Annotated in this window: 10 protein-coding genes and 6 pseudogenes; 8 read left to right on the plus strand and 8 right to left on the minus strand. The window is 56.6% G+C overall.

Annotated elements, in window-relative coordinates; genetic code table 11:
• Window positions 1-551: 551 nt before the first annotated feature.
• The 3 genes and pseudogenes from QN219_RS23090 to QN219_RS23100 form a co-directional block, all read right to left on the minus strand.
• Window positions 552-1,391, minus strand: coding sequence for a LuxR family transcriptional regulator (locus tag QN219_RS23090; protein ID WP_284002405.1), 840 nt, complete (start codon window positions 1,389-1,391; stop codon window positions 552-554).
• Between the two features lie 642 nt (window positions 1,392-2,033).
• Window positions 2,034-2,959, minus strand: a pseudogene (locus QN219_RS23095) (IS110 family transposase); the annotation flags it as partial.
• 208 nt (window positions 2,960-3,167) lie between these two features.
• A complete protein-coding gene (locus tag QN219_RS23100) occupies window positions 3,168-8,774 on the minus strand; it encodes a type I polyketide synthase (protein ID WP_284002407.1) in 5,607 nt (1,868 codons plus the stop codon).
• A 498-nt stretch (window positions 8,775-9,272) separates the two neighbouring features.
• On the opposite strand from QN219_RS23100, the gene QN219_RS23105 reads away from it, so the two are divergent.
• Window positions 9,273-9,863, plus strand: a complete 591-nt coding sequence (locus tag QN219_RS23105; protein ID WP_284002409.1) for a hypothetical protein — start codon at window positions 9,273-9,275, stop codon at window positions 9,861-9,863.
• 227 nt (window positions 9,864-10,090) lie between these two features.
• Here QN219_RS23105 and QN219_RS23110 read toward each other — a convergent pair.
• The 3 genes and pseudogenes from QN219_RS23110 to QN219_RS23120 all read right to left on the minus strand — a co-directional run bounded on the left by QN219_RS23110 (window position 10,091) and on the right by QN219_RS23120 (window position 14,916).
• Window positions 10,091-11,256 (minus strand): annotated as a pseudogene (locus QN219_RS23110) (IS3 family transposase).
• Window positions 11,257-11,800: 544 nt separating this feature from the next.
• Complete coding sequence (locus QN219_RS23115; RefSeq protein ID WP_284002412.1) at window positions 11,801-12,187, minus strand: ectoine synthase; 387 nt, start codon at window positions 12,185-12,187, stop codon at window positions 11,801-11,803.
• Between the two features lie 1,775 nt (window positions 12,188-13,962).
• Entirely contained in the window at window positions 13,963-14,916 is a 954-nt protein-coding gene (locus tag QN219_RS23120) for a 3-hydroxyacyl-CoA dehydrogenase NAD-binding domain-containing protein (RefSeq protein WP_284002414.1), read from the minus strand.
• A gap of 331 nt (window positions 14,917-15,247) precedes the next feature.
• Here QN219_RS23120 and QN219_RS23125 point away from each other — a divergent pair.
• From QN219_RS23125 to traD, 5 genes and pseudogenes are all read left to right on the plus strand, one after another.
• Window positions 15,248-15,787, plus strand: a pseudogene (locus QN219_RS23125) (NifX-associated nitrogen fixation protein).
• Between the two features lie 125 nt (window positions 15,788-15,912).
• Entirely contained in the window at window positions 15,913-16,497 is a 585-nt protein-coding gene (locus QN219_RS23130; protein ID WP_284002415.1) for a response regulator transcription factor, read from the plus strand.
• Window positions 16,498-16,650: 153 nt separating this feature from the next.
• A pseudogene (locus QN219_RS34225) lies at window positions 16,651-16,854 on the plus strand (phage integrase N-terminal SAM-like domain-containing protein); the annotation flags it as partial.
• Window positions 16,855-17,826: pseudogene (locus QN219_RS34230) on the plus strand (tyrosine-type recombinase/integrase); the annotation flags it as partial. It abuts the pseudogene before it with no gap.
• A 493-nt stretch (window positions 17,827-18,319) separates the two neighbouring features.
• A pseudogene (gene traD, locus QN219_RS23145) lies at window positions 18,320-18,530 on the plus strand (conjugal transfer protein TraD).
• Between the two features lie 460 nt (window positions 18,531-18,990).
• Here the strand turns inward: traD and QN219_RS23150 are convergent.
• Window positions 18,991-19,422, minus strand: coding sequence for a thioesterase family protein (locus QN219_RS23150; RefSeq protein WP_284002417.1), 432 nt, complete (start codon window positions 19,420-19,422; stop codon window positions 18,991-18,993).
• An 8-nt stretch (window positions 19,423-19,430) separates the two neighbouring features.
• Window positions 19,431-20,384, minus strand: a complete 954-nt coding sequence (locus QN219_RS23155) for a 3-hydroxyacyl-CoA dehydrogenase NAD-binding domain-containing protein (RefSeq protein WP_284002418.1) — start codon at window positions 20,382-20,384, stop codon at window positions 19,431-19,433.
• A 191-nt stretch (window positions 20,385-20,575) separates the two neighbouring features.
• Here QN219_RS23155 and QN219_RS23160 point away from each other — a divergent pair, with 191 nt between their 5' ends.
• A complete protein-coding gene (locus QN219_RS23160) occupies window positions 20,576-21,490 on the plus strand; it encodes a LysR substrate-binding domain-containing protein (RefSeq protein WP_284002461.1) in 915 nt (304 codons plus the stop codon).
• 398 nt (window positions 21,491-21,888) lie between these two features.
• Window positions 21,889-22,773, plus strand: a complete 885-nt coding sequence (locus QN219_RS23165; RefSeq protein ID WP_284002419.1) for a 3-keto-5-aminohexanoate cleavage protein — start codon at window positions 21,889-21,891, stop codon at window positions 22,771-22,773.
• The last annotated feature ends 52 nt before the right edge of the window (window positions 22,774-22,825 follow it).

Raw genomic sequence — 22,825 nt, forward strand, 5'->3', positions numbered from 1 at the left:
CAGATTGTGGGCCTAAATCTCCGTAGAGAAGCTCAGACCATTTTTATTGGCGGCGGGTTCTGTGATGCTTTCCTTAGCAAGGCGAATGTCTGGCCTGGAACCCGCAACATTTGTCACCGACACGGTCGGTGTTGCAATAACCGTGACAGGTTCCGGAGTTCACAATGTTGTTCTGACTGGAGGGAAATCTGCATGATGAACACGAAGCACAAACCGGAAATTATGTCCTGGAAACAAATCCAAGTTTGACGTGGCTTATACCAGCGTAAAGGCTCATGGATACCGGCTTGGGCATGCTAGATTCGAAAAATCTTTTTTGCACCGTTTGGTCGCAAGGCACTCCCGGAAATACGTCGTTGCGGTTGACCAACCAGCTCGTGGGGTCGCTCACGACCCGGAGCTAGGCGCAGTATTCTTTCGGCGGGTGGCATTGCCGCGACATCGGGGGTACGACGAACTTGCTGTGCGCATGCCCCGCCCATCTCAGTAAGGCGACTGTCGCCATAGGAGTGCTGTTCCTGCGGGCTTCATGCTTCTTGAATACCACATTTTTACAATTCGATAATTCCGAGGGTTGTTGCTTTTACAGCCGCGACCGTTCTGCTAGTGACATCCAACTTTCGCAATACGTTCTTCATGTGATAATTCACGGTGTTCTCGGAAATTCCCAGAATAACGCCTATATCCCAAGACGATTTCCCTCTTGCCGCCCACAGAATACACTCTTTCTCCCTTAGCGAAAGGTCAGAAGCTTTCCATTTACAGCGCGAATTAACGACCTGCGCGGCTCTCAGATGGAAATGAAACGCAGCAAGTTGCAAGTAGGTGATTGTTTTATAGTGAAGTTCTCGGCAGGTTTTTCGAGCAAAGCTCATGATCGCGAAGTCAATGCCGAGGCCGTGCAATGGAACACTGATGCCCGACTTTAAACCGAAAGTCGCGGCCTCGTCGAAAAAGCGCCGTTCCACTTCCGTCGTATTTACGTCATTGTACACCTCGCTCCATCGAAAGGCGCCCAACTGTTTTCTGCTCTTTTTGATGATGGGGTCAATCCTGTGGTAACCCATCTGAATATAATGTTCCTGCCATTCATCAGGATAGCTCCTGAGGGCCGGAGTGCGTGGGACCGACTTCGGGATCGGGTCGGCTGGATGAGTACTATAGGCGATCCACGGACACCCATACTGAAGGGCAAAGGCCGATAACAGATCGAATAGTTGCTCGGATCGAGCGACACCATCAGTCTGGTCCAGAAACCGGCTGAAGTCGATCGGAAACGCCTCCTTGGCTGGTTCAAGGGAAACCATCGACGGGACCAACGAGAGCCGATCGGATACTCTGCCTCTCGGTCCTCGAACTTGAGAAAACGCAGTCATCCGCGGGCGTTCCATAGCCTCTCCTCCGGAGCTTGGTGCTCCGCAACTTGTCACTGGAGCACAAGCTGCCGATTGCCCGAGACTGCGGCTTTGCGCGTCCTCGCCGGTAGACAGCATCGCCAAACAGTAACGACGCGAATACGAGCAATGTGCGGTTCCTGGTGAATCGCAACGAACGACTTTCAAAAGTCGTGCCAACATCGCAATAAGAACATCGGAGGAGCTCTTCTGCATCTTAATCAACGGCTTAATGTGATTGCAGCAAGAGCCAGGTCGAACATCACGATGTTACGGACTCGACAATCCCGCCACAAGCAGCCATCTCGTCTACCAGATTCCGCTGGACAGCGGGTTTCTCGGCCGTCGAGTTCGATGCGCCGGCTCTGGTGAGTGACTCAGAGTGGCTCTGACCGAGCGGTCAGCTTACATTTCAGTAGATGCGAAATTCGAAGATGGCGATCAATCGCATCGTACAAGTCAGCCATTTTGAGCCGCAGCTCGTGGATTGAGAGCCCTCTTTGTCCCGAGAAGATTCTTCGTACAAGAGCAACAACGCTCACAGCGTGGTATCCACAATCTTTATAAGCGCAGAACTTCACTTTCCCTCGCCTGGGATCTGAGATCATGATTTGGTGGAGAGGGGAGGGCGACTGTCTTCGCTGTCAAGCTTTGCCATGATTTATGGTCCCGGATCCTGGCGTTGAGGACTGTAAGCAATTTGCGCATGGTTGGGACGACGACGATCTTGGGCTTTCCAGTGGCGGCGAGGCGATCGCGGAGTGCCTTGATGGTGGGGTGTGGCGGATGCTGACGAGGGCGGCCATGAAAAAGGCCGCGCGCACGGAACTGCGCCCGCCGCCGATGAAGCTCTTGCCGCGCCACTTGCCCGACTGGCGGGTGAAGGAAGCCAGCCTCGCGAGCGCGGCGATCTGACGGCGATTGAGGCTGCAGAGTTCGGGCAACTGGGCGAGCAGGGTTCTCGCCGCCGGCGGCCCAATTCCGGGCAGCAGCTTCTCCCTGACCCGCCACAGCGGCGACTCGCGGATGTGGTCGTCCAAGTCGGCGTCGATCGCTTCCAACTCGCGCTTCAGCGCGGCGAGCAGCCGTCTGATGCTCTTGAGGGCCTGGCGGCTGCTCGCCGAGCGCAGACGGTGCTGCTCGGCCATGACCACCTGGACGATTTGGCGCCGGCGGGTAACAAGGCCGGCCAGCACGCGCGTCGCCGAAGGGGGGAGCGGCGGCCGCAACTGCGACCGCACGGCGGCGGCGAACGCAGCGATCACCGCCGCATCGATTGGAGCGGTCCTGGCGCGTTTGCGTAGCGCGTTGGCGAAGGCACGCACCTGCGCCGGATTGACCACGACCACCGGCAGACCCGCCCCGGCCAGTGCCGCGACGGCCAACCGCTCCAGGCCGCCTGTGGCCTCGAGCGCGATTCGCTCCGGCGCAGCCCGAGAAAGCCTTTCCCGCAACTCGGTAATGCCGACATCATCATTGCCCACCCGGAAGCGCTCGCCTGTCGGCAGCACATGCACGTCCAACCAGTCCTTCGAAACGTCGGCTCCTACGAAAGTCGCCTCCATCTTTCCCCATCCTTGCCTAAGCCTCGCGCGCAGTCACCAGCGACTGTTCGGGTTCTATGGAAAGGCGGACGAAGACCCCAGCTCTGCCACGGGCTGCCTTTAGGGGGCTTCGGTCTTCCGGCAGTGAGTAACTGTAGAGCAGTGCAAACCGCCGCACTCGAATCCATGGGATTACCCGTGGCCGGTCCGTCACGTATTCGCAATATCTCTAATGGAAGTAGAGAATTTGCTTTATCAACTCCGCAATCTGCGGCGCGTTGTCATGCCGCATAATGGTGAAATGGTCTCCACGAACGACGTGAACGTCCACGTTGGCTGCAACTTTCTTCCATCCCCATGTGGGATCAACTGAAGTTGCTTTCTCCGTTGGCAATTGGCTGCCAAAGACCCCTACTGTTCCCGCTCTTACAAATGTGAGCGGGATGGTCGTTTCGCTGGCTTCAAATTTCGCTGCAATTATAGTATTTGCCCAATAGATCGCGGCTGTTTGTTTCAGACTAGGATCGATCGTTCCGGTGGCACAAGCAAGATCCAATGCATCGAATGCCTTTGCCGGCGTTTCTGATATCATTGCGTTGAAGCTCTTCTGGTCCAGTGGGTGTGCGGCCCGCCCACTCACAGAGATTACTGGGGAGGCACTCGCCGGGATGTCCAAAATCATCACTCGTGCGACGTCGACATTCTGCCGATGGAGCTCGACGGCCACCTCGTTTGCGATTTTGCCTCCAAAAGAGTAGCCGATTAGAACTACGCGATTGCCATTTGCTGCCTCTTTGGCGCGAGCAGTCATTGGGACGATAATGTCAGACGGCTCGATTTCATTTCGCCATGGATCAAGGCCTGTTGGGTATTCAAGGATTTCAAATGAGAGATCACCAAGTAAGGGAAGGAGCCCTGCGAAGTCCATCGGCTCGCCTGTGATGCCGGGAATAAGAAGAAGCCGAGCATCGTTCCGCGTCAAATCTTGCAATGTGGTATGCAGTCGGGAGGCGGTCTCGTGTACTTCCGTAGCAAGGCGGCGCGGAGTTCGGCTACTCATGATCACGGTCGAAGATGCGGATGTTCCAACAGATTTTCGCAGCCTGTTACGGAGTTCGATCAAACCCAACGAATCTAGTCCAAGATCGCGCCATTCGAGATCCGGATCGATAGCTAATACATCCCTTTCCCCGAGAAGCATAGCAATCTGCTCTATGATTAGCCGCAAGACGCCCTCTTCGGTTTGATCTAGTGATTTGACCAGACCCCTGGGCTGCCTAGATTCACTGGGCTGATCGCGAGGGCCAACAGCCGCAGTCGGCGTAGCAAATGAATCGGTTTCCGGGCTGCAGCTGAATCGTTTCCTGCGAAATGGATAGGACGGCAAGGATACGCGATGCCACGGCTTCGTAGACGCAAGATCATCGAATCGGATATCGATGCCACGTTTGAACAATTCGGCGACGGCCGTGAGGAATGTTTTCACTTCACAAGAGCTGCGGCAAGAGGCAATCCAGGTCCTCTCAGCGTCGGGGTCATTTTCCATACCCAGACCAACAAGCATGGGTTTAGACCCGAGCTCAACAAAAATTGTTGATCTATCTTCAAGCATGTACTGAAGCATACGGTCAAAGCGGACCGGTTCCATGACGTGATCCGTAAGGTATTCGGTCCAGTCAAGATTGCTTAGAAGAGGTGCTCCTGTGACGGAAGAGACGACAGGAATTACTGGGTCAGAGAAGGAAAGCCGCGCGATGACGGATGTATATTCGTTAATAATGGGGCGCATCTGCTCGGAGTGGAAAGCGTGGGACACTGGCAGCGAGGTGACGCTGCAACCGGACACTTCACCAGCATCAATAAGCTTTGCCATAACATCTCTGCCACCGGCCAATACGATGGAGTTTGGTGAATTGAACGCCGCCACACTCACATCGCCGGATAAATTGGAGACGAGAAGTGCAATATCTTGCGCGCTACCTTTGGCGACGGCCATAACACCTAGTCCGGCAGGAATATCCCCCATTAATCGTCCCCGCTCAGAAACGAGGACGCACGCATCGTCCAGCGACAGGGCTCCTGCAGCAACCCACGCCGCAATCTCACCCAAACTATGGCCGGCCACCTGCTCAAGCTGAACGCCGAAAGACCGAAAAAGACACGTCATGGCGTACTCGAACGCGAAGATCGCCGGTTGCGCAAACTGGGTGAGATTCATTCTTGGTTCCAAACCGGGTGTCTCTCCCACCACCTGCTCAAGGTCGATCCCATGGCTAATTCTTATGCGCTTGAAGCAATCTTCCATCGCGTTCTTGAAGACAGGAAAAGCGCGCGCGAGCTCCGTACCCATCTCCGTGCGCTGGCATCCCTGACCAGTAAATAGCCCGGCAATTTTAGTTCGACCTGCACTGTCGGAGGGTAACAGTGCTCCCTTGATGACATCGTCAAGGAACCGGGACAACTCGACTTTGCTCGAAACCGCATTAGCGATCCGATATCGTTCCGGCCGGCGGCCGACACAGGAGGTCATACATACGTCTCGCAAACTCAGGTCCTCGCTAGACGAAGTGACAAGATTGTACATTTCCTGGGACAGAGTGATTAGTTGTTCGGGTGTTCGAGCCGATAGCACGAAGATTTCGTGCTGCAGAGAACTACAAGCGTCTTGCTCAGCATCACGACGGTTTTCCCGGCCCTCAAGGATAATGTGACAATTGGTGCCTCCTATGCCCAAGGAGGTGATAGCTGCCCGTCTTGGTCTTCCCGGTCGACTCTGCCAGTTCTGCGCTTGCCCATGTGCAATTTTCAGGCGGGATCCGTTTAGGGTCACGCGCTCATTTGCGTTCTGAAACGTCGGGATGGCCGGGATTTTGCCCTGTTGAACACAGAGGGTTGCTTTAACCAATCCTGCTGCACCTGCCGCTTCATCAAGGTGGCCGATGTTAGCCTTCAGGGATCCGACCAGGCAATGTTCAGCGGCGGAAGGTTCGCCGTATGTTGATAGAAGTGCCGCAATCTCAATGGAATCGCCAACCGGTGTGCCAGTTCCATGCGCTTCAACATAGTCAATGTCGGAGGCAATAAGACCGGCGTCCGCCAGAGCTGCGTTGATAACTTCAACCTGACCTTCCAAGCTCGGCCCAGTATAGCTCAGTTTGCGGCCGCCGTCGTTGTTGACAGCGGTACCGACAATCGCCGCCAAGATTTGATCGCCATCGCGAACCGCAAGATCATAGTTTTTTAAAACGAGGACCGCGCATCCGTTTCCAAACACGGTCCCGTCGGCCGCCGCATCAAAGGGTCTGCAGGAGCCCGTCGGTGATAGGATCAGCCCCTCGTGCGCAAAATAACCCACATTCTGTGGCGTGCAGATTGATACGCCACCCGCAATTGCCATGTTGACTTCTCCGCCACGAATGGCCTGGGTAGCATGATGGACTGCGACCAATGCACCTGAGCAGGCCGAACCTATAGAGACACTGGGGCCTGTCAGATCTAACTTGTTCGATACTCTCATCGAGATTTGCTCGGGAGAGTTGCCTTGCTCGATAAGAATCTCTTCGATATCGCGAATGAGACGGTGGCTCAAAAAAAGTCCATCATCCTCTTTCATCACCGTGGGTAAAATACAGTTGATGAGATAAGTGCTCGAGCCACTGGCCGAGTAGACGCCTGTATGATAAGGCACTTTCGTCGGTGCATAGCCGGCATTCTCGAGCGCATGCCATGAGCATTCTAAGAAAACGCGATGCTGCGGATCCATCAGCGAAGCCTCACGCTCACTGATTCCAAAGAATTCGGCATCGAAATGATCATGGTCGTCAAGAAATCCACCGATCCTGACGAAGTGCTCGCGTTCCGCCAGTGTCGGTGGGTCGTCCGTGGATGTCGTAAGCAAGACGTCATTCCTTAGAAGGCCGCGCCAAAGAGCGTCAACTGAGTCGGATCCAGGAAAACGACCTGCCATGCCGATAATTGCGACGTCCTTTCGCGCAGAAGGAACAGAGGTCAGCTTGCTTTTGCTTGTGGCGCCACGAGATCTTGCAATTTTGACGATCGACTCCTGCGTAGTCTCAACTGAAATGTCTGCCACCGAGATGTCAGCCTGCAGTTCTTGCTGCAGGCGTGTTACCAACTGCATCGCACTAAGTGAATCCCCTCCTGCTCCGGAGAAACTTCGCCCTTCACCACCAGGGAGGACATCATTCCAGATATCGGAAACTGCTTGCTCGAAACTTTGCTGCTTGCGTCTAGGAGAAGGGAGTACGGCAATGGCGGAGGATGCCATAGCCTCAAGCGCTCGGCGGTCAACCTTTCCGGTCGACGTCTTGGGAAACGTCGACACCGTATAGACGCGGTAAGGAACAGCTGCCTCGTCCAGGGTGTCGCGAACGATCATTCTAACATCTTCCTGCAGGATGTCCCCGGTAGACTCTTCCGTCAGCGTTACGAAACCTATCAATTCGACTCGCCCGCTGATCTCAGTTGCTACAACCGCAGCCTGTCTGATGCGTCGAGAACGTTCTATTGCGGTTTCTACAGCTGCCACGTCGACCTGTTGGCCGCGGACCTTCACTTGCCGGTCAATTCGCCCCGTGATTGAAATACTGCCGTCAGCCAGGATAGATCCGAGGTCGCCCGTAAGGTACTCGTTAGCTGAACTTGTGGAGGTTGCAGGAAGGGGCAAGAGACCGTCAGTGTCGCCCTGCATGTACCCCATTGCAACCTGGGGCCCTGTGACAACGATTTGTCCTTTAGATCCTGGATCCGACGTGACACCTGTGGGAGTGAGTACGCTCACTTGCATGCCCGCAATGGGGAGCCCGATTGATGGCAGATCCGGCCATTGATCAGGATCTCCGTCGAGTTGCAGCGACGTAACGTCTTGCACCTCTGTTGACCCGTAATTGTTGTGAAGTACAGCTCCAAGTCGTTTGAAAAGCGACCGAATATTACCGTTGATCTTCAACTGTTCCCCAGCTGTAGTAATGTCCGTGAGGTATAGCGGTTTGGTGAATGAAGACGATGCGAGTGCCAGCTGATTTAGCACAGTGTACGGCAGGTACGCCTTTTCGATGCGGCTTGCAGAAAGTAAATCTAGGAGTAGGCCGATATCCCGCCGCTGCTCACTCGTTGCTAAGACCGCCGTTCCTCCCGAACTGATCGCCGTAAACAACTCATGAAACGCAATGTCGAAATGGAAGGATGCGAATTGCAGATGGATCACACCCGGTTCACATCGTCTATGACATATATCCCATCGGATTAGGTTGGCGAGACCCCTATTTGACATGAGCACCCCTTTCGGCGTTCCGGTCGTACCGGACGTGAAAAGCAGGTAGCAGCCCGAATCGGGTATTGCTTGATATTGATCACTTGAGAACTCGTGGTTTGCTTGCCGGTCGACAAGAACCATTTCGATATGGAAAGAGTCGAAGAGCGGTCGCACATCGGGAGTGACCGGAGTGCTGTGAGTAACAAGAGCAAACCTGGCTCGCGAGGTTTCTAAGATATGGCGCGTCTTCGCCTCGCCCCCGGAAAGATCGAGGGGACACACTATCGCTCCCCGAAGTAGAATTCCCGCAATAAGGAACACTGTGTCCAGGTGACGGGAAGGACTAATCAAGACAATGTCGCCTGTGCCCACACCCCACTCTGCTAACCGGCGTGACACATACGATGCCTTACGCAACAGCTCGTTGTAAGTCATTCGCTCGTCACCGCACTGAACTGCGATACTTTCGGGATATTTCTGTGCGCACTCCACAAAGGCCTCAGATACGGTGCGCCAGAGTTCGACGCGGGATTGACTGCTAGACTCGTTGTTACCGGTCATGGTGTCCTCGAAAGTTTGCTATCGGTAAGTCCACGCGACCACTAAGGAAGCGATATCGTGAACCCTGTTGCCTGAGAGACGAAGCAAACAGGCGCGGATCCTCCGCATCGTCGATTAGTCGCTTTGTTTTGGACACGACAATCCGGGGTGGCGCTATCACGTTCAACATGCTCCATTGTTAAGACTAAGTATTATTGAATTAATCCCAGCGATACTACTAAGATTGGTAGTTGCCATAACCTTTGTCACGTTTAACTACTGCGGGTGCTGCTTCAACGGTGAAGGGAAATTGCTGGCGTGGCCGTGTGCTAAAGCAGGATCGCTAGCACAGCACGGCGCCCGAACACGTTTCGAAGCGGTCCTAAGCTGGATCCTGACGACAGACGGTCGCAGGGCTTTAACCCCTCCGCGAGACCAAAAATGCAGACATGCAATCCTGGCCAAAGTCCCCTACTGTCCTTGAGCTTGGAGCTACCGGCCCTTTTGAAGATGGATAGAGTGGTGATCGCCCTCCAGAAGTGGTCACCGACGGAACAACATTCTTGCACTTTTCTTTCACCTGGCGAAAAGGATCGCTTTGCACAACTTCGAAGCTCCTTTGCGCGAGCAGAGTTCGTGGCAGCAAGAACCGCTCTGTATCATGCAGGACTGGCACTTGGATGCGACGCAAGCGCAAGTGATATCAATTACGACAAGACCTCAGGAAAGCCTTACTTCGACCCGTTCGAGGGCTCCTTTAATTTCAGCATTGCACACACTTTGGGGTTGGCTTGCTGCGTCGCATCTCTAGAGCATCAGGTTGGTTGTGACTGTGAGAGATGGGATCGCTCCATATATGCCGAGGCATTGGCCTTTTTCTTTAAAAGAAGATTCGCGACAGATAGGGAATACCTAATAGAGTGGACAAGGCTCGAGGCGTTCTTGAAGCTGCGCGGTCAAAGATTGATCGACAGAATCGACGAGAGGGGTCGGCTCATTCCATCCGCTTCGAGGGAAGTTGAGGAAATGCATATTTCTCAAGTGACCTTTAACCTCAATAGGAAGTTCGTCGTCAGCTACTGCACGGATTCCTCCAAGGCACCTTATTAGATCGTGTCTCAGGGAGTGGTGTAGCTTCCGGCAGGTAGCCGTGCTTTCCGGCGAGGGCCGGAGTGGGATTTCAGCGTGCGACTGCAGGCAGGCTGATTTGCGGATCATCGCTCATTGATGCCATTGTCTCAAGTGTCATGTACCTGGCACGCTGGACGGCCCATTCATCATTTTGACCTTGCCCCCAAGTTTGACCTTGCCCCGAAGTTTGACCTTGCCCCCAAGTTTTATCCAGATTTGAGTTCGCTCCAGCGGTTTTGGGTTGCTGCATTTGCGGCGGTAGCGGCGGGTTGCGGTGCGGAGCCATTTCGGCTGCGCAGCACCGCATCACGTCGCGGGTTGATGGTCTGAGCGAACTCGGCAGGTGTCAACCAGCCGAGTCCAGAGTGTGGTCGGTTATCGTTGTAATCGCTTCGCCAGTTTAAAAGCGTTCATCGGGCATGGGTCAGTGACGAGAAGAGAGTCTCATTCAAGAACTCGTCTCGCAGCTGCCCATTGAAGCTTTCGATGAAGGCGTTTTGGATCGGTTTGCCCGGCGCGATATAGTGCCAATCCACCTTGGTCCGGTCCGTCCATTGCAGGATCGCGTTGCTGGTGAACTCGCTGCCATTGTCGCTGACGATCATCTTCGGCTTGCCGCGCTTCTTGATAATCCGGTCAAGCTCACGGGCAACCCGCAGGCCGGAAAGCGATGTATCGGCGACGAGTGCCAGGCATTCCCTGGTGCAATCGTCGACGACCGTCAGAACCCGGAACCTGCGTCCATCGGTGAGCTGATCCGACACGAAGTCCAGCGACCAACGATCATTGGCTGCCATCGGGATCAGCATCGGCGCTCGCGTGCCTATCGCGCGCTTTCGGCCGCCGCGTTTGCGCACCGTCAGCTTCTCCTCCCGATAGAGCCGGAAGAGCCTCTTGTGGTTCACAAGGTGCCCCTCGCGCCTGAGCAGCACATGAATGCGTCGATAGCCAAAGCGGCGGCGTTCATGCGCCAGCGCCTTCATTCGCTCGCGAAGGTCATGATCGTCGCTGCGGCTCGTTTCGTAACGGATAGTCATTCGGCAAAAGCCGATGGCTTTACACGCCCGCCGTTCGCTCATCCGATGTTGGTCCATCAGATGCGCGACAGCTCGCCGCTTGGCTGCGGGCGTCACCACTTCTTTCCCAAAAGGTCTTTTAAAGCAGCATTGTCGAGCATCGCATCCGCCAGAAGCCGCTTCAGCTTCATGTTCTCGTCCTCCAGCGTCTTCAGCCGCTTAGCTTCGGACACGTCCATGCTGCCGACCTCCAGCTCCATCAGCCGTTCGGCGGCAAAGCCGATCATCTCCCGCAACAAATCGGCATCGGCACTCTTCTCAACAAGCGAGCGCACGTTCATCATCTCGTCGGTCATCGGTGGTCTTTCCATCAGGTTGGTCTTGAACAACCCGGCCCTGCCGGAAAAACACTGATGGCCACCTAATCCTCAGGACCTACACCACCTAACGGGACACGATCCCTTATTAGAGGAAGCGCGGCTTGCACGGCGCGTCTGACGTGGGCGCCCGGTGCTGGAATAACCCATTTTGAAGTAAGCTCTGGCCTGAAGAACAAGCGCAAACGTTTCAAAACAAACAGATTTGTCGATTTGTGAAGGCTCGAGGCGGGCATCATCGTCGCATCGTCGCGGCGTATCGATGCAGCAAGACGGCGAGCCGGTTCGCCTGCAATCGAAAGCTCCGGCGTGTGTTTATAGATGGCGCAGGAACCGTTCGGTCGGTTACGCCCGAATTGCGAGCGTCGACTGCGATTCCGACCTTATGACTCTGTCGTACCATCCGTGAATCCCGCACCCCGCACCAAATTTGCGGAAGAACCCGTCGCGCTGATCTCGTCCAGATGGCTCTCTATAGGGATTTTGGGCCGCTTCACTCAAACCCCCCGGTTTTAGCCCGGTTTCAATAGGCAGAGCCGGACGCGTCATCGAGGTTGTGGCGCTCGGTGCCCTTTAGCGGCGGGTTGAAGATGCTGACGAGAACTAGGTCTTTGTCCCGCCCTCCGCGTAGATAATGCTTGTCATGCTTGTCGAGCACGTAGATGTCGCCCACGCGAATGGGAAAGACATTGCCTTCCATGTCCTCGACCTCGCCCTCTCCAGAAATGCAATAGCAGGCCTCCAGGTGGTTCCGGTATTGGAGCAGTGAAACGGTATTGGCTCGCACTAATGTGTGACAGACAGTAAACCCCATGCTGTCCTCTTCCGTGAGCAGACGGTGGCTCGTACCACTGCCCCACTCAACGAAGTGGTCGGTGGCTTCAACATCTTGCAGGCTGCGCACAAACATGGTGTTCTCCGTATTAGGAATTTGACAATAGCGGCAACGCGAATTCAGATCGCTTGCGGCAGGTTCCCTTTATCTGCTTGCTATCTGCAGCAAACAAACGACTATGCCTCACGAGATAGTTGGGGCCGCGACGGATCTCCTGCACGACGAGACGACGGCTCACTGGCAGCAATGGTTCACCAAAGCAGGCGTGCAGCTGCTTCGAATGCCAAAAGGTTTCATGTTTCAGGACTTCAAATTTCTGGCTACGGGAGCTATCGCGGGGCATGCCGTCGCACTCTGTCCGGGGAGGTGTGCCGGCGAGAAATCGAAAACGGCGACCTGGTTGGCACTCTCCAACATCGGGCTTCTCTAAGGGGTAAGCTATTTCATGATTAGCAAGGCGTCGCGTCAGAAGCCAATGGCTGCTTTCTGCAAATGATTCCAACAAGTCGTCGCCCGGGCGGGGGACTGACGCCTCCGAGTGACTCCTTGTCCGCGCGAATGAGCGCCATATCCTCAAATTCCCGCTTGTGTCTAGCCCCCTACGCATTCCGGATATAGGGCCCACGGAGGCATCAAGAGCCTGCAATAATCGGAGGACCTGCAGGACAAGATGGGGTAACACGGTCGGCAGAGCTGCTCCAATACTAAACCAGCGTGATAAGCGATCGCCTACAATTTTCGGCCCTGGGGTAAACATCTTCTGCACCCCGGCTGGTGCCAATGCCGATAAACAGCGACCAAAAACCGGCATGCTAGCAAGCCAGCCTAGCACCATAGAGCAGCGAACTGTCCAGGTCGAGATCAGCGGCCGTGGGTCGGAGATAACAATCGTCGATCTCTGAACTTCGAACATTTTGTATCTCGATCTAAGAACTCGCTTAATCCTAACTTGGGTCCCGTGCTCTATCCACTACCAGATCCGATAGTCCAGAAGTGCGACTACAAAGTCGATGTAGTGAACACGCAAAGGTGTCAAGGCGCACTTCTTTGACCTGCGGCTCGGTTGCGAGTTTAGGGTGCATTCTCAAACCGCCGAACGATGCCGGACACACATCAGCATCCGACCACATGCCTGTACCGATGTCAGTAATTTGACTGCATTTACTAGGGCATCCACACACGTCGACTCGAAGAATGCCCGCAAGTCATGACGGCTTGGCTTTAGGGTCCGGCGCATAGGTGTAGGGCGACGCGGGCGCTTCATCGCCTACCCAGCTAGCCGATCATCGATCATCTGTGAGATGCCCGTTCGTCCTCCCCGTGCGAGCAGATTTTCCTACAGACCATTGCTCCGTACCGACCTAGCGCGAGTGTCTCAAGCATCGTTAGCCTGCGCCTGCGAAACCGGGCATCGGTCACGCACCGACCCGAGGCGCCTATCTTCTCCGGCACTCGGCAGCAACCAGCGCTGCCGGCCGCGCCACGCTGGATGTGATCGACCATCGTTCATTCCAGACAACTACCCATTACGCAAAGGTGGACATCGAAATGTTGGCGGGGATCGCCCAGCCTTGGCCAGGGAGTGCGTTACGCTGAGCCAAAGGCCTCGCGAGGTATGCAGAATTGCACCAGGGAGCGACACGGTGACCGACATGTCTCAAGCGGCGAGCGTGCTGGAATGGGCTAGACTTGCGCCGTCGCCGCAGCAGTTGGAGCCCTCTTCGGCCCAAGAATCAAACATCAGGCGGTGATGCAGACGGGCGCATTAAGACAGCGCTTCCCCAGAAAGTCGACATACTCGAGCTCGTCGATCCAAACGATCCTACTCGTCCCTACCACAGTTACCGAGCTCATCGGGCACTGCCGTCGCTCCTCCTGAGATCCTCGAGTAGCACCCTGATTTTCGCCAGCCCTTCGTTACGCAAAGCGATCATGTTGATCCGGCCCCTGCAGCCTATGCTCTGACAAACCTCGTCAGCGTAGGCTTTGATCAAAGCCTTATCGGGCTCGAAACTTGGAGGGGCGGTATAGCCGCTATCCAGTTCACGCGCAAGCAGCTCGACAAAGTCCTGGTACAGGGAAGGGTCGCGAGCGCCCAGGTAGAACACGGAGGAAGGCCCCATCACAGCCCACCGAATAGCTGGGCCTGCTGCGATAGCTTTGTCGATAGCTTCGAGATCCGCCACACCCTGCGACAGCAGGTAGAGAATTTCCCTGAAGACAGCAAGCTGAATTCGATTGCCGATGTAGCCATGAATTTCTCGCGTGAGCTCCACGACCTCACATCCAGTCATTCGGTAGAAATCTGCGGCGACGGCGACCGACTTTCCAGCGACGTCTCCTCCAGCCAACTCAACGAGCGGAACGAGATACGGTGGATTGAAAGGGTGACCGATGATGATCCGGTTCCCAAATCTTGCCTTACGTCTCAGGTCGGCAGCGAGGAAGCCTGAGGAGCTCGAAGCAATAACCACTTCGGGTGGCGTCAAGGCATCTATCTGCGCTATCAAAGATGTCTTAGCATCAACGTCTTCGGTCGCGCTTTCCTGGACAAATTGGCAATCTCGGAGTGCCTCTTGCAGATCCGTGGTGAACTTGACCCGCGAAGGGGATGCCCCCGATGCCAAACCAAGTTCTTCTAACGCCGGCATGGCCTTTTCAAGGGCCTCCCTTAGGAACGCTTCGCGCCCGGATGACTTGCCTTGAACGGTCACGTCCAAGCCAGCGCGCATAAAGTGTGCAGCCCAACCAGAGCCAATAAGGCCCGCGCCAACGCAAGTCACTTTGGTGATAGGATGGCTCATTCGGTAGCCGCTCCGTCTTCCTCGCCTGTGCGACGAGTGTGCACGTAAGCTGCATCAGGATTCTTAAGAAATCGCATGTCTGCCAGTGTGGGGAGTTTTTGCTTGCGGCGTGACGAGCAACGTCGCTGTTTCTATTCCTGCTGCGAACAGGGGAATACCAAAGAACGGCCGATGACGACACTACTAGCATGGGTAGGCGCGTGGACCGACGTTATGCTGTAAAACCGCGGGGCCAGACCGGCAGAATAGCGGTTGGACGCTGGCGTGGGCGGCACTAGCTGCGCAAAGTGCTGACGGAGGCAGACGCCACCGGAAAAGAAATCCTTCGAGGATTAACGATGAGAACACCAAAAGTTACTGCGGATGGCCCGCTGTGAACAAGGACGAGGCAGCCCTTGCGACACCTTTCCTCAATGCCTTATGCGGCTGATCCGCGCTCAGGATTCCTATGGATCGCGGGAAGGCGGATGCTGAGCTGCTGGCCGACTTCATAGTCACCAACAAGCCGTGCCGTGAGATCCCGATCATCGGCGCTCCTGTCCCGGACGTGCTATTGAGGCTCCAGATTTGCTACACATGCGGGGAGCTCGCGATCGAGCAGCGCTCCGGTCGGGTGGCATCGTCGATCATGATGATGAGCCATGAGGGCTTCCGCCACGTGGTTCTCACGACGGGGCGGTTGGTGATTCTGTCGAAGACCCTTCGCGACGTCCATCCGTTCGGCTTCAGCACACTTTGCAAACTCGCACGGGCGGGTGCGGAACTGGTCGACGGTGTGATAGCCGTCATGAGCAAAGCGATCACTTTGGGGACATGCGATGGCCAGCCCACTCAACCGGGGCGGTCGAGGCCGATTTGGTCGTTGGGATAGCGCTGATGAAGCCACTGGTCCTGATCTGTTCGCAAGATGCGGAGTTATATCTGTTTCTCAGCCACATTCTGGGGGTGGACGGCTTCACAAGTGAGCCGGCAGACGGCGTCAAGGAAGCACTCGCATTGGCCGATGAAAAGGAGCTTCATGCGGTAGTGCTGGACTGCGGGCCAGCAAGCGCGATAGACTTTACAATCTGCGCCCGGCTCAAGAAGGAGCCCCGGACCGGCGGCCTGCCCGTTATTGCCCTGATCGCGCCCGGAGCTGAGAACCAGCACCTCGAACTTTTAAAGGCAGGCATTGACGAGAGTTTTGTTCGGCCGATCGCGCCGGCCAAGCTGCTTGACTGTCTACGGACGAAGCTGGCGCTGCCGAAGTCGGGTTCAAACGGGATTGAAAACGGCAGCTGGATCTGCTGCGGCAGCCTTGAGATGAAGCTCGATGCCCATCGAGTTCGCGGTAATGGCCGCGACATTCATCTTGGACCGATCGAGTTCAACGTGCTGCGGCATTTGCTTGAGGCTCCGAGCAAGGTCTTCAGCCGCGATGAACTGATCAACGCGGCGTGGCCGGACAATATTCATGTCGGTGCACGCACCGTCCACGTCCACATCAGCCGGATCAGAAAGGCGCTGAAGACGGCCTCGCCCGGAAGCGTCATTCGTACCGTCAGGTCGATCGGCTACTCGCTCGAGATGGCGGACGACTAGGCCCGATCGACATTCAGGATTGAACGAAGCCGCTGACGCGGCATTTGGAGCAAGGATTTGCGCATGATGCTCCCGTTTTGAAGGATTGGCCTGTGAAGCCCACCTTTGAACAGGAGAATGACGATGACAGAGATCAGCCCTCTGCGCCGGCGTATGATCGAGGACATGACGATCCGGAATTTATCGCCGGCAACGGTCCTATCTCATGCGGCTGCTAAGTTCTCGCGGTATTTCGGGCGGTCGCCTGACCGTCTCGGGCTGGAGGACGTGCGCGCCTTCCAGGTTCATCTGGTGTCGACCGGCATTTCCTGGCCGGCGCTGAACCAGACGGTTTGTGCCTTGCGGTTCTTCTACGGCGTGACGCTCGGCCATGCGGAGATACCGGAGCGGATCGCCTACGCCCGCACACCCGGCAAGCTGCCGACGGTCCTCAGCAGCGACGAGATCGTCCGGTTCCTCGAGGCGGTACCGAGCCTGAAGACACGGACGGCGTTGACGACAGCCTATGCCGCGGGGCTGCGTGCCTCGGAAGCTGTCGGGCTAAAGGTCAGCGACGTCGATAGCGACCGCGGCGTCATCCGGGTCGAACACGGCAAGGGCGGCAAGGACCGCAATGTCATGCTGTCAGCGCAACTGCTCGGCATCCTGCGGGTCTACTGGCGGCTGGCGAGGCCGCCGGTGTGGCTGTTTCCGCGACGTGACGGAAACGGACCGATCCATGTTCAGGTTCTGCATACGGCTTGCCGTTCGGCACGGATTGCCGCCGGGATCGACAAGCGCGTGACGGTGCATACGCTGCGGCACAGCTTTGCCACCCATGTTGCACTGATCTTTCCTGTCGCCGGCCATGGAAGGCCGCGCAAGCATTCGATCCCCGACACCCTATCGACGGCAGCCGAAACGATCCTGGAAGGAGCCGTCTGGAAGAAGGTCAGTTGGCGGCACGGCACGAAAGGTCGCCTGACCGCACGCTTCGCTGCCCTACGCATTCGCATTGCTGACGGCAACCCGCAACGCATCCTCGACAAGGGGCAGCAGCACATGCCGGGCGAGGAAGCATGGCTCGTTGGTGAATGGCGCTCAAACGACGAGCGCAAACATTACCTCTCCAATCTGCCAGCAGATACGACCTCGAAAGCTCTCGCGGCTGCCATCAAAGCGCGATGGGTCTGCGAGCAGGCCCATCAGCAAATGAAGGAAGAACGCGGTCTCGACCACTTCGAGGGTCGATCATGGCAAGGTCTGCATCGACACGCACTGATGACCATGATCGCTTATGCCTTCCTGCAACATCAACGCCTACACAAGGCAAAGCGGGAAGGAAGAGACACGGCCCGCCTAAACCGACACTGCCAGCCATCCGACGCGCGGTCATAAACGCGCTTTTACCATCGGCAGTTCCAGAGCGATGTCCACACTGCCGAATTCGCTTCCGAACGCTAAAAGCAATTCTGCCAAAGTAGTGCTAGTCTCCAACGGTTGTGGTGCCATTTCGCATCTCCGTCGTGCTGAGGGCAAGTGTTTGCGGTATCGCAACGCGCTTACAGGTGCGACATACTCTGGAAGAGGCAGTCATAAGGCCTTGCTCGCCGGGCAGCCCATGCCGCTCATCCTGCCCTTTTTCCACGATCATCATTTTCGATTTGACGACGGCGGTATGGCGAGCCGCCGCTGGAGCAGCTTCGTGGTGAGAAACTCCCATGTCGCCAGCTAGAAATTCGCTAGCAAGGCGGGCGAGGGAACACAGGCGCGCGGATGGAGCGGCGCGTTGCAATCCGGAAATGGCGAGTCCGCGCCGCTCAGGGTGGCGAGGCTTGTGAGGATGCGCCGGACGACCTCGAGGGAAGCGCGAGAGAAGGACACGCGCGAGAAGATCGAGCTAGGGGGCCTGATCGTCAAGGCCGGTCTGCGCTATAAACAGGCGCTGTTGCTCGGCCTTCTGATCGACGCGAGCCAGCGCATGCGCGGCGACGGTGCGGAGCGATCGCGCCTGATCACCATCGGCGGAGGCCCTCGGTCATGACGGCGACTAGATTCTGCTCGCCGTCATTCCGGGATTGATGATGATCGCCACTGCGATCTTTCCGGGGCATCGAGCATAGGCTGACGGCGTTCGGATCGCCGCCGCAGGTGAAGATGCTGGGGCCGCGTCGGACTTGGCCGCGTCGCAGAGCAGACGATCAGCCGGGAATGTCCAGCCGACGCTGACAATTGCCCCGATTACAAGTTCAAGGCGCTCGTTGATCAGGGCATCATGTTTCCTGGCTCGTACTGGAACTAGGTTCCAGAGCCAGCAATCACAGCGACGTTCATGCCAGACCGCCAATTTTCAGGCCACCGACGTGTCGTGTTGTGCTTTACACTCATCGGGTGGAACGCGGCCTCATGGGCCAAGGCTGATGCTATTGAGAGCAATACACGCTATCGGTTTGGTTTGTCTTTCGAGCTCAAGAACGACGCAGCAGCAACGCCCACCACGCATCGTCTGATCAGCTACCCCTGCTTGCGTGTCATCGAGAGCTTCGGCACGACGTCCGCCGGCGGCGTTGGCCAGGTCAAAAAGTGGCTGGCAATGTCATCGCTGAAGTTCGCCACCCTGCGGCTGTCGGGGTCAAAACACAAATTGAGCGTCTCGACAGTGCACATCAACTCCTCGCCGCTTCTGATGTGATGGAGCAGCTGGAATCTCTTGCTGTCGAACGCAACCAGTGCTGAGATCACTTCTACGGGCATTCCGAGACGCAGCTCTCGGATATAACGGACCTGTGTCTCGGTCATGACGAACTCCAGACGGGTCTCCGGCAGCCCTTTTGCGCGGTGCCAGATGCCCAACGAGGCAAAATCAGCAATGCGCTGATACTGGAGAAAATTGACGTGATCGAGCTCGTCGAGCCAATCGCGTTCGACCGTTCCCTCCCAGGTCACAATCCAACTCATCGGACATCACCGCCGCGGGTCCTGAGACCTTCAAGAAGCACCCTGATCTTGGCGATGCCTTCGTTGCGCAGAGCGATCAGGCCGTCTTGGCCTTCGGATCCGATTCCTCGGCAGACTTCCTCGGCGTAAGCATTCATCAGCGCCTTGTCCGGCTTGAAGCACGCAGGCGCGGTGTAGCCGCTTTCCATCTCATGCGCGAGCAGATCAACAAACTCCTGATAGAGCGAAGGATCACGGGCGCCGAGATAGAACACGGAAGAAGGACCCATCACTGCCCATCTGATAGCCGGACCCGCGACAATCGCTCTGTCGATGGCCTCGATATCCGCGACCCCCTGTGACAGCAGGTATAGAATCTCGCGGAACACGGCAAACTGGATGCGGTTGCCGATATAGCCGTCGATTTCCCGTGCCAGCTCCACGACTTCGCAGCCGGTCTTCTTGTAGAAATCGGTCGCAACGGTGATCGCCTCTTTGGCCACATCTCCACCAGCCAACTCCACAAGCGGGACCAGGTACGGTGGATTGAAGGGGTGGCCGATAATGATCCGTTCGCCATGTTTCGCCTGACGCCTCAGATCGGCCGCCATGAACCCGGATGAGCTCGATGCGATAACGGCTTCCGGCGGCGCGAAGGCATCTATCTCTGCGATCAAAGCGATCTTGGCATCGACGTCTTCCGTTGCGCTTTCCTGAACGAAGTGGCAATCGGCGAGCGCCTCGTGAAGATCAGTTGTGAACTTAACTCGAGACGGCGAGGCTCCAGGTGCGAGTCCCAACTCCACCAGTGACGGCATGGCTTTGTCCAGGGACTGCCTCAAATAGCCCTCACGTTCAGCTGACTGGTCGTGAACAGTCACATCCAGGCCAGCCCGCATGAAGTGCGCCGCCCAACCCGAGCCGATCAGGCCGGCGCCCACGCAGGTGACTTTCGAAATCGCTTTGTTCATTCAGTGTCGCTCCAACTGATCCTGCGCCGGCGTTGCCGGAACTCCTCAACGCTTGTCGAATGCAGAAGTCCGATCGTGCCCATCGTTTGGTCGCTCAGATCACCTGCGTTGGCTTCGAGATGTACAATGAAACCCCTCTCCTGACCGGTTCGTATTGCACCTCGACATGTGAATATGATAGACGAGTGGCCATGAAGCTCCCGCCGTTGCAATCACTTCGATCCTTTGAGGCCGTCGCGCGAATGCAAAGCGTGACGCGCGCTGCAGAAGAACTCTGTGTCTCTCATTCGGCGGTCAGCCATCAGATCAGAAAACTCGAAGACTGGATTGGTATTCAGCTCATCGAACGCAATGGTCGCGGTATCCGGCTGACCGAGGCGGGCGAGCGCTACAAGCTCAAGGTCTGTGACGCGTTCGAGAGCATCAACGCCGAGACGGAACTGCTGCGACAGCGCAGTTCCTCCCCCATGGTGCGGGTGTCGTGCCTGCCGATGTTTGCGGTCGCTTGGCTGATGCCGCAGATGCACGACTTCTGGGGGAAGTTCCCGGACGTGCAGGTCGCTATCCAGTATGCGAGGGCAGCGAAGATACTGGACCCCGTTTCAGTGGATGTCGCCATTCAGCATGGCAACCCCAGCGACTTTCCCGATTTCGTTGCCATCCCGCTACTGGACGGGACCACGGTACCCGTCGCCTCGCCAGAGTATCTGCAACGCAACAACTACCAGGACCCGACAGATCTTACGCGTCTGACGCTGTTACACGATGATGATCGGAAGTTCTGGGGTCTCTGGCTCAAGAAGGTTTCGATTGATTTTGATGTCGATCCGCAGCTGTCTGAGACAGGCACGATCTTTCCGGACGGCAACTTGACCTTGGCCGCCTGTCTCGCAGGTGAGGGCGTGGCGCTCTTGCCTCGCAGCGTCGTCCTTTCTCAGTTGAGGGCGAAGACGCTCGTCTCATTGTCGACTGTGGCGATCGAGGAGGAGAAGTCATACCTGCTGCTTACGCCCAAGAACCGACCGGTTCCGCGCAGCGCCCTTTGTTTTGCGCAATGGCTGCAATCGCTTCCCGGCACCATTAAGATCGGCGTTCCCAAAGATTAGCTTCGCCCCCGTTCATCGCCTTCTCTGTCAACTGGCAGAGTTGACAATACTTCTCGGCGAAGGAATCGTCGTGCAGGGTGGGAAGCCCCGTTGGCGCTGATATTCTCCAGTGCGGCGACCCCGCCATTGTCACTCTGCGCGAGTTCGCGCGACTTTTCCCAAACGGATCCCACCTCTGTCCCCCACCCGGGAATTGTCAATCTCATTCAAGTTTCAGTCGCCAACTTTCACTTGTCCCCAGAGCGGGAATCTCCGCTAGCTATGGATACGCTTCACAGTGAACGAGGCTTCTCAAGCAGCCTTCCCGACCAAGCGTTTTGTTTCAACGGCGCGGTGCTGATCCTTCGTCAGGGTCGGCGACGCTGGGTGGCAAGTCACGTCAATCATCGGAGACAAACATGAACCGCGAACCATTCATTACTTGCGCCGTGACAGGCGGCGGCGACTTCGCAGGCAAGAGCCCGCATGTGCCGGTCACGCCTTTGGAAATCGCCGATAGCGCGCTCGAAGCGCATGAGGCGGGTGCAGCGATTGTTCATCTTCACGTCCGCGATCCCGAAACCCGTCTAGGTAGCCGGGACATCGGCCTCTATCGTGAGCTCGTTACGATCATCCGTGAGCGCAACAAGGACGTGATCATCAACCTCACCGGTGGCATGGGCGGTGAGATCCTGTTCAGCTCCGCAGACTCCCCACTTCCTCCGGCCGTCGGAACGGACTTCGTCGGCCCGGCCCAGCGTATGGAACACATCCTGGAACTGAAGCCCGAAATCGCCAGCCTCGACACCGGCTCGTTGAACTTCGACGACTCTCTCTACGCGACGACACCGACCTGGCTACGCGCAATGGCGGACAGCTACAAACATGCGTCCGTCCTTCCGGAGATCGAAGTCTTCGAGCTTGGCCATATCGAACTGGCAAAACAGTTGATCAAGGAAGGGCGCATTTCGCAGCCGGCACTCTTCCAGCTTTGCCTCGGGATCAAATATGGGGCCCCCGCTACACCGGATGCGATGATGGCGATGCGTAATGCCTTGCCGGCCGGTGCCATATGGGCTGGATTCGGACTCGGCGCCATGCAGCTTCCCATGGCCGCACAAGCGGTGCTGATGGGAGGGAACATTCGCGTCGGTCTGGAAGATAACCTCTACCTCGAGCGCGGCGTCCTTGCGACGAATGCCCAGTTGGTAGCGAAGGCCCGCCAGGTCGCCGAAGCGATGGGCGCGAAAATTCGCTCTGCGTCAGAAACGCGGGCGTTGCTCAATCTCAGGTCCCGCGGATAACGCATTGAGCGTTGCGGCTCAACATGAAGCCGCAACGCTCACGGCAACCAGA

The organism is Sinorhizobium sp. 8-89, from assembly GCF_030124325.1.
Classification (GTDB): domain Bacteria; phylum Pseudomonadota; class Alphaproteobacteria; order Rhizobiales; family Rhizobiaceae; genus Sinorhizobium.

Coding starts and splice junctions, on each gene's coding strand:
- QN219_RS23115 (WP_284002412.1), bottom strand. CDS start 12,187: ATGTTTGTGCGCAGCCTGCAAGATGTTGAAGCCACCGACCACTTCGTT.
- QN219_RS23090 (WP_284002405.1), bottom strand. CDS start 1,391: ATGGAACGCCCGCGGATGACTGCGTTTTCTCAAGTTCGAGGACCGAGA.
- QN219_RS23160 (WP_284002461.1), top strand. CDS start 20,576: ATGAAGCTCCCGCCGTTGCAATCACTTCGATCCTTTGAGGCCGTCGCG.
- QN219_RS23155 (WP_284002418.1), bottom strand. CDS start 20,384: ATGAACAAAGCGATTTCGAAAGTCACCTGCGTGGGCGCCGGCCTGATC.
- QN219_RS23100 (WP_284002407.1), bottom strand. CDS start 8,774: ATGACCGGTAACAACGAGTCTAGCAGTCAATCCCGCGTCGAACTCTGG.
- QN219_RS23120 (WP_284002414.1), bottom strand. CDS start 14,916: ATGAGCCATCCTATCACCAAAGTGACTTGCGTTGGCGCGGGCCTTATT.
- QN219_RS23165 (WP_284002419.1), top strand. CDS start 21,889: ATGAACCGCGAACCATTCATTACTTGCGCCGTGACAGGCGGCGGCGAC.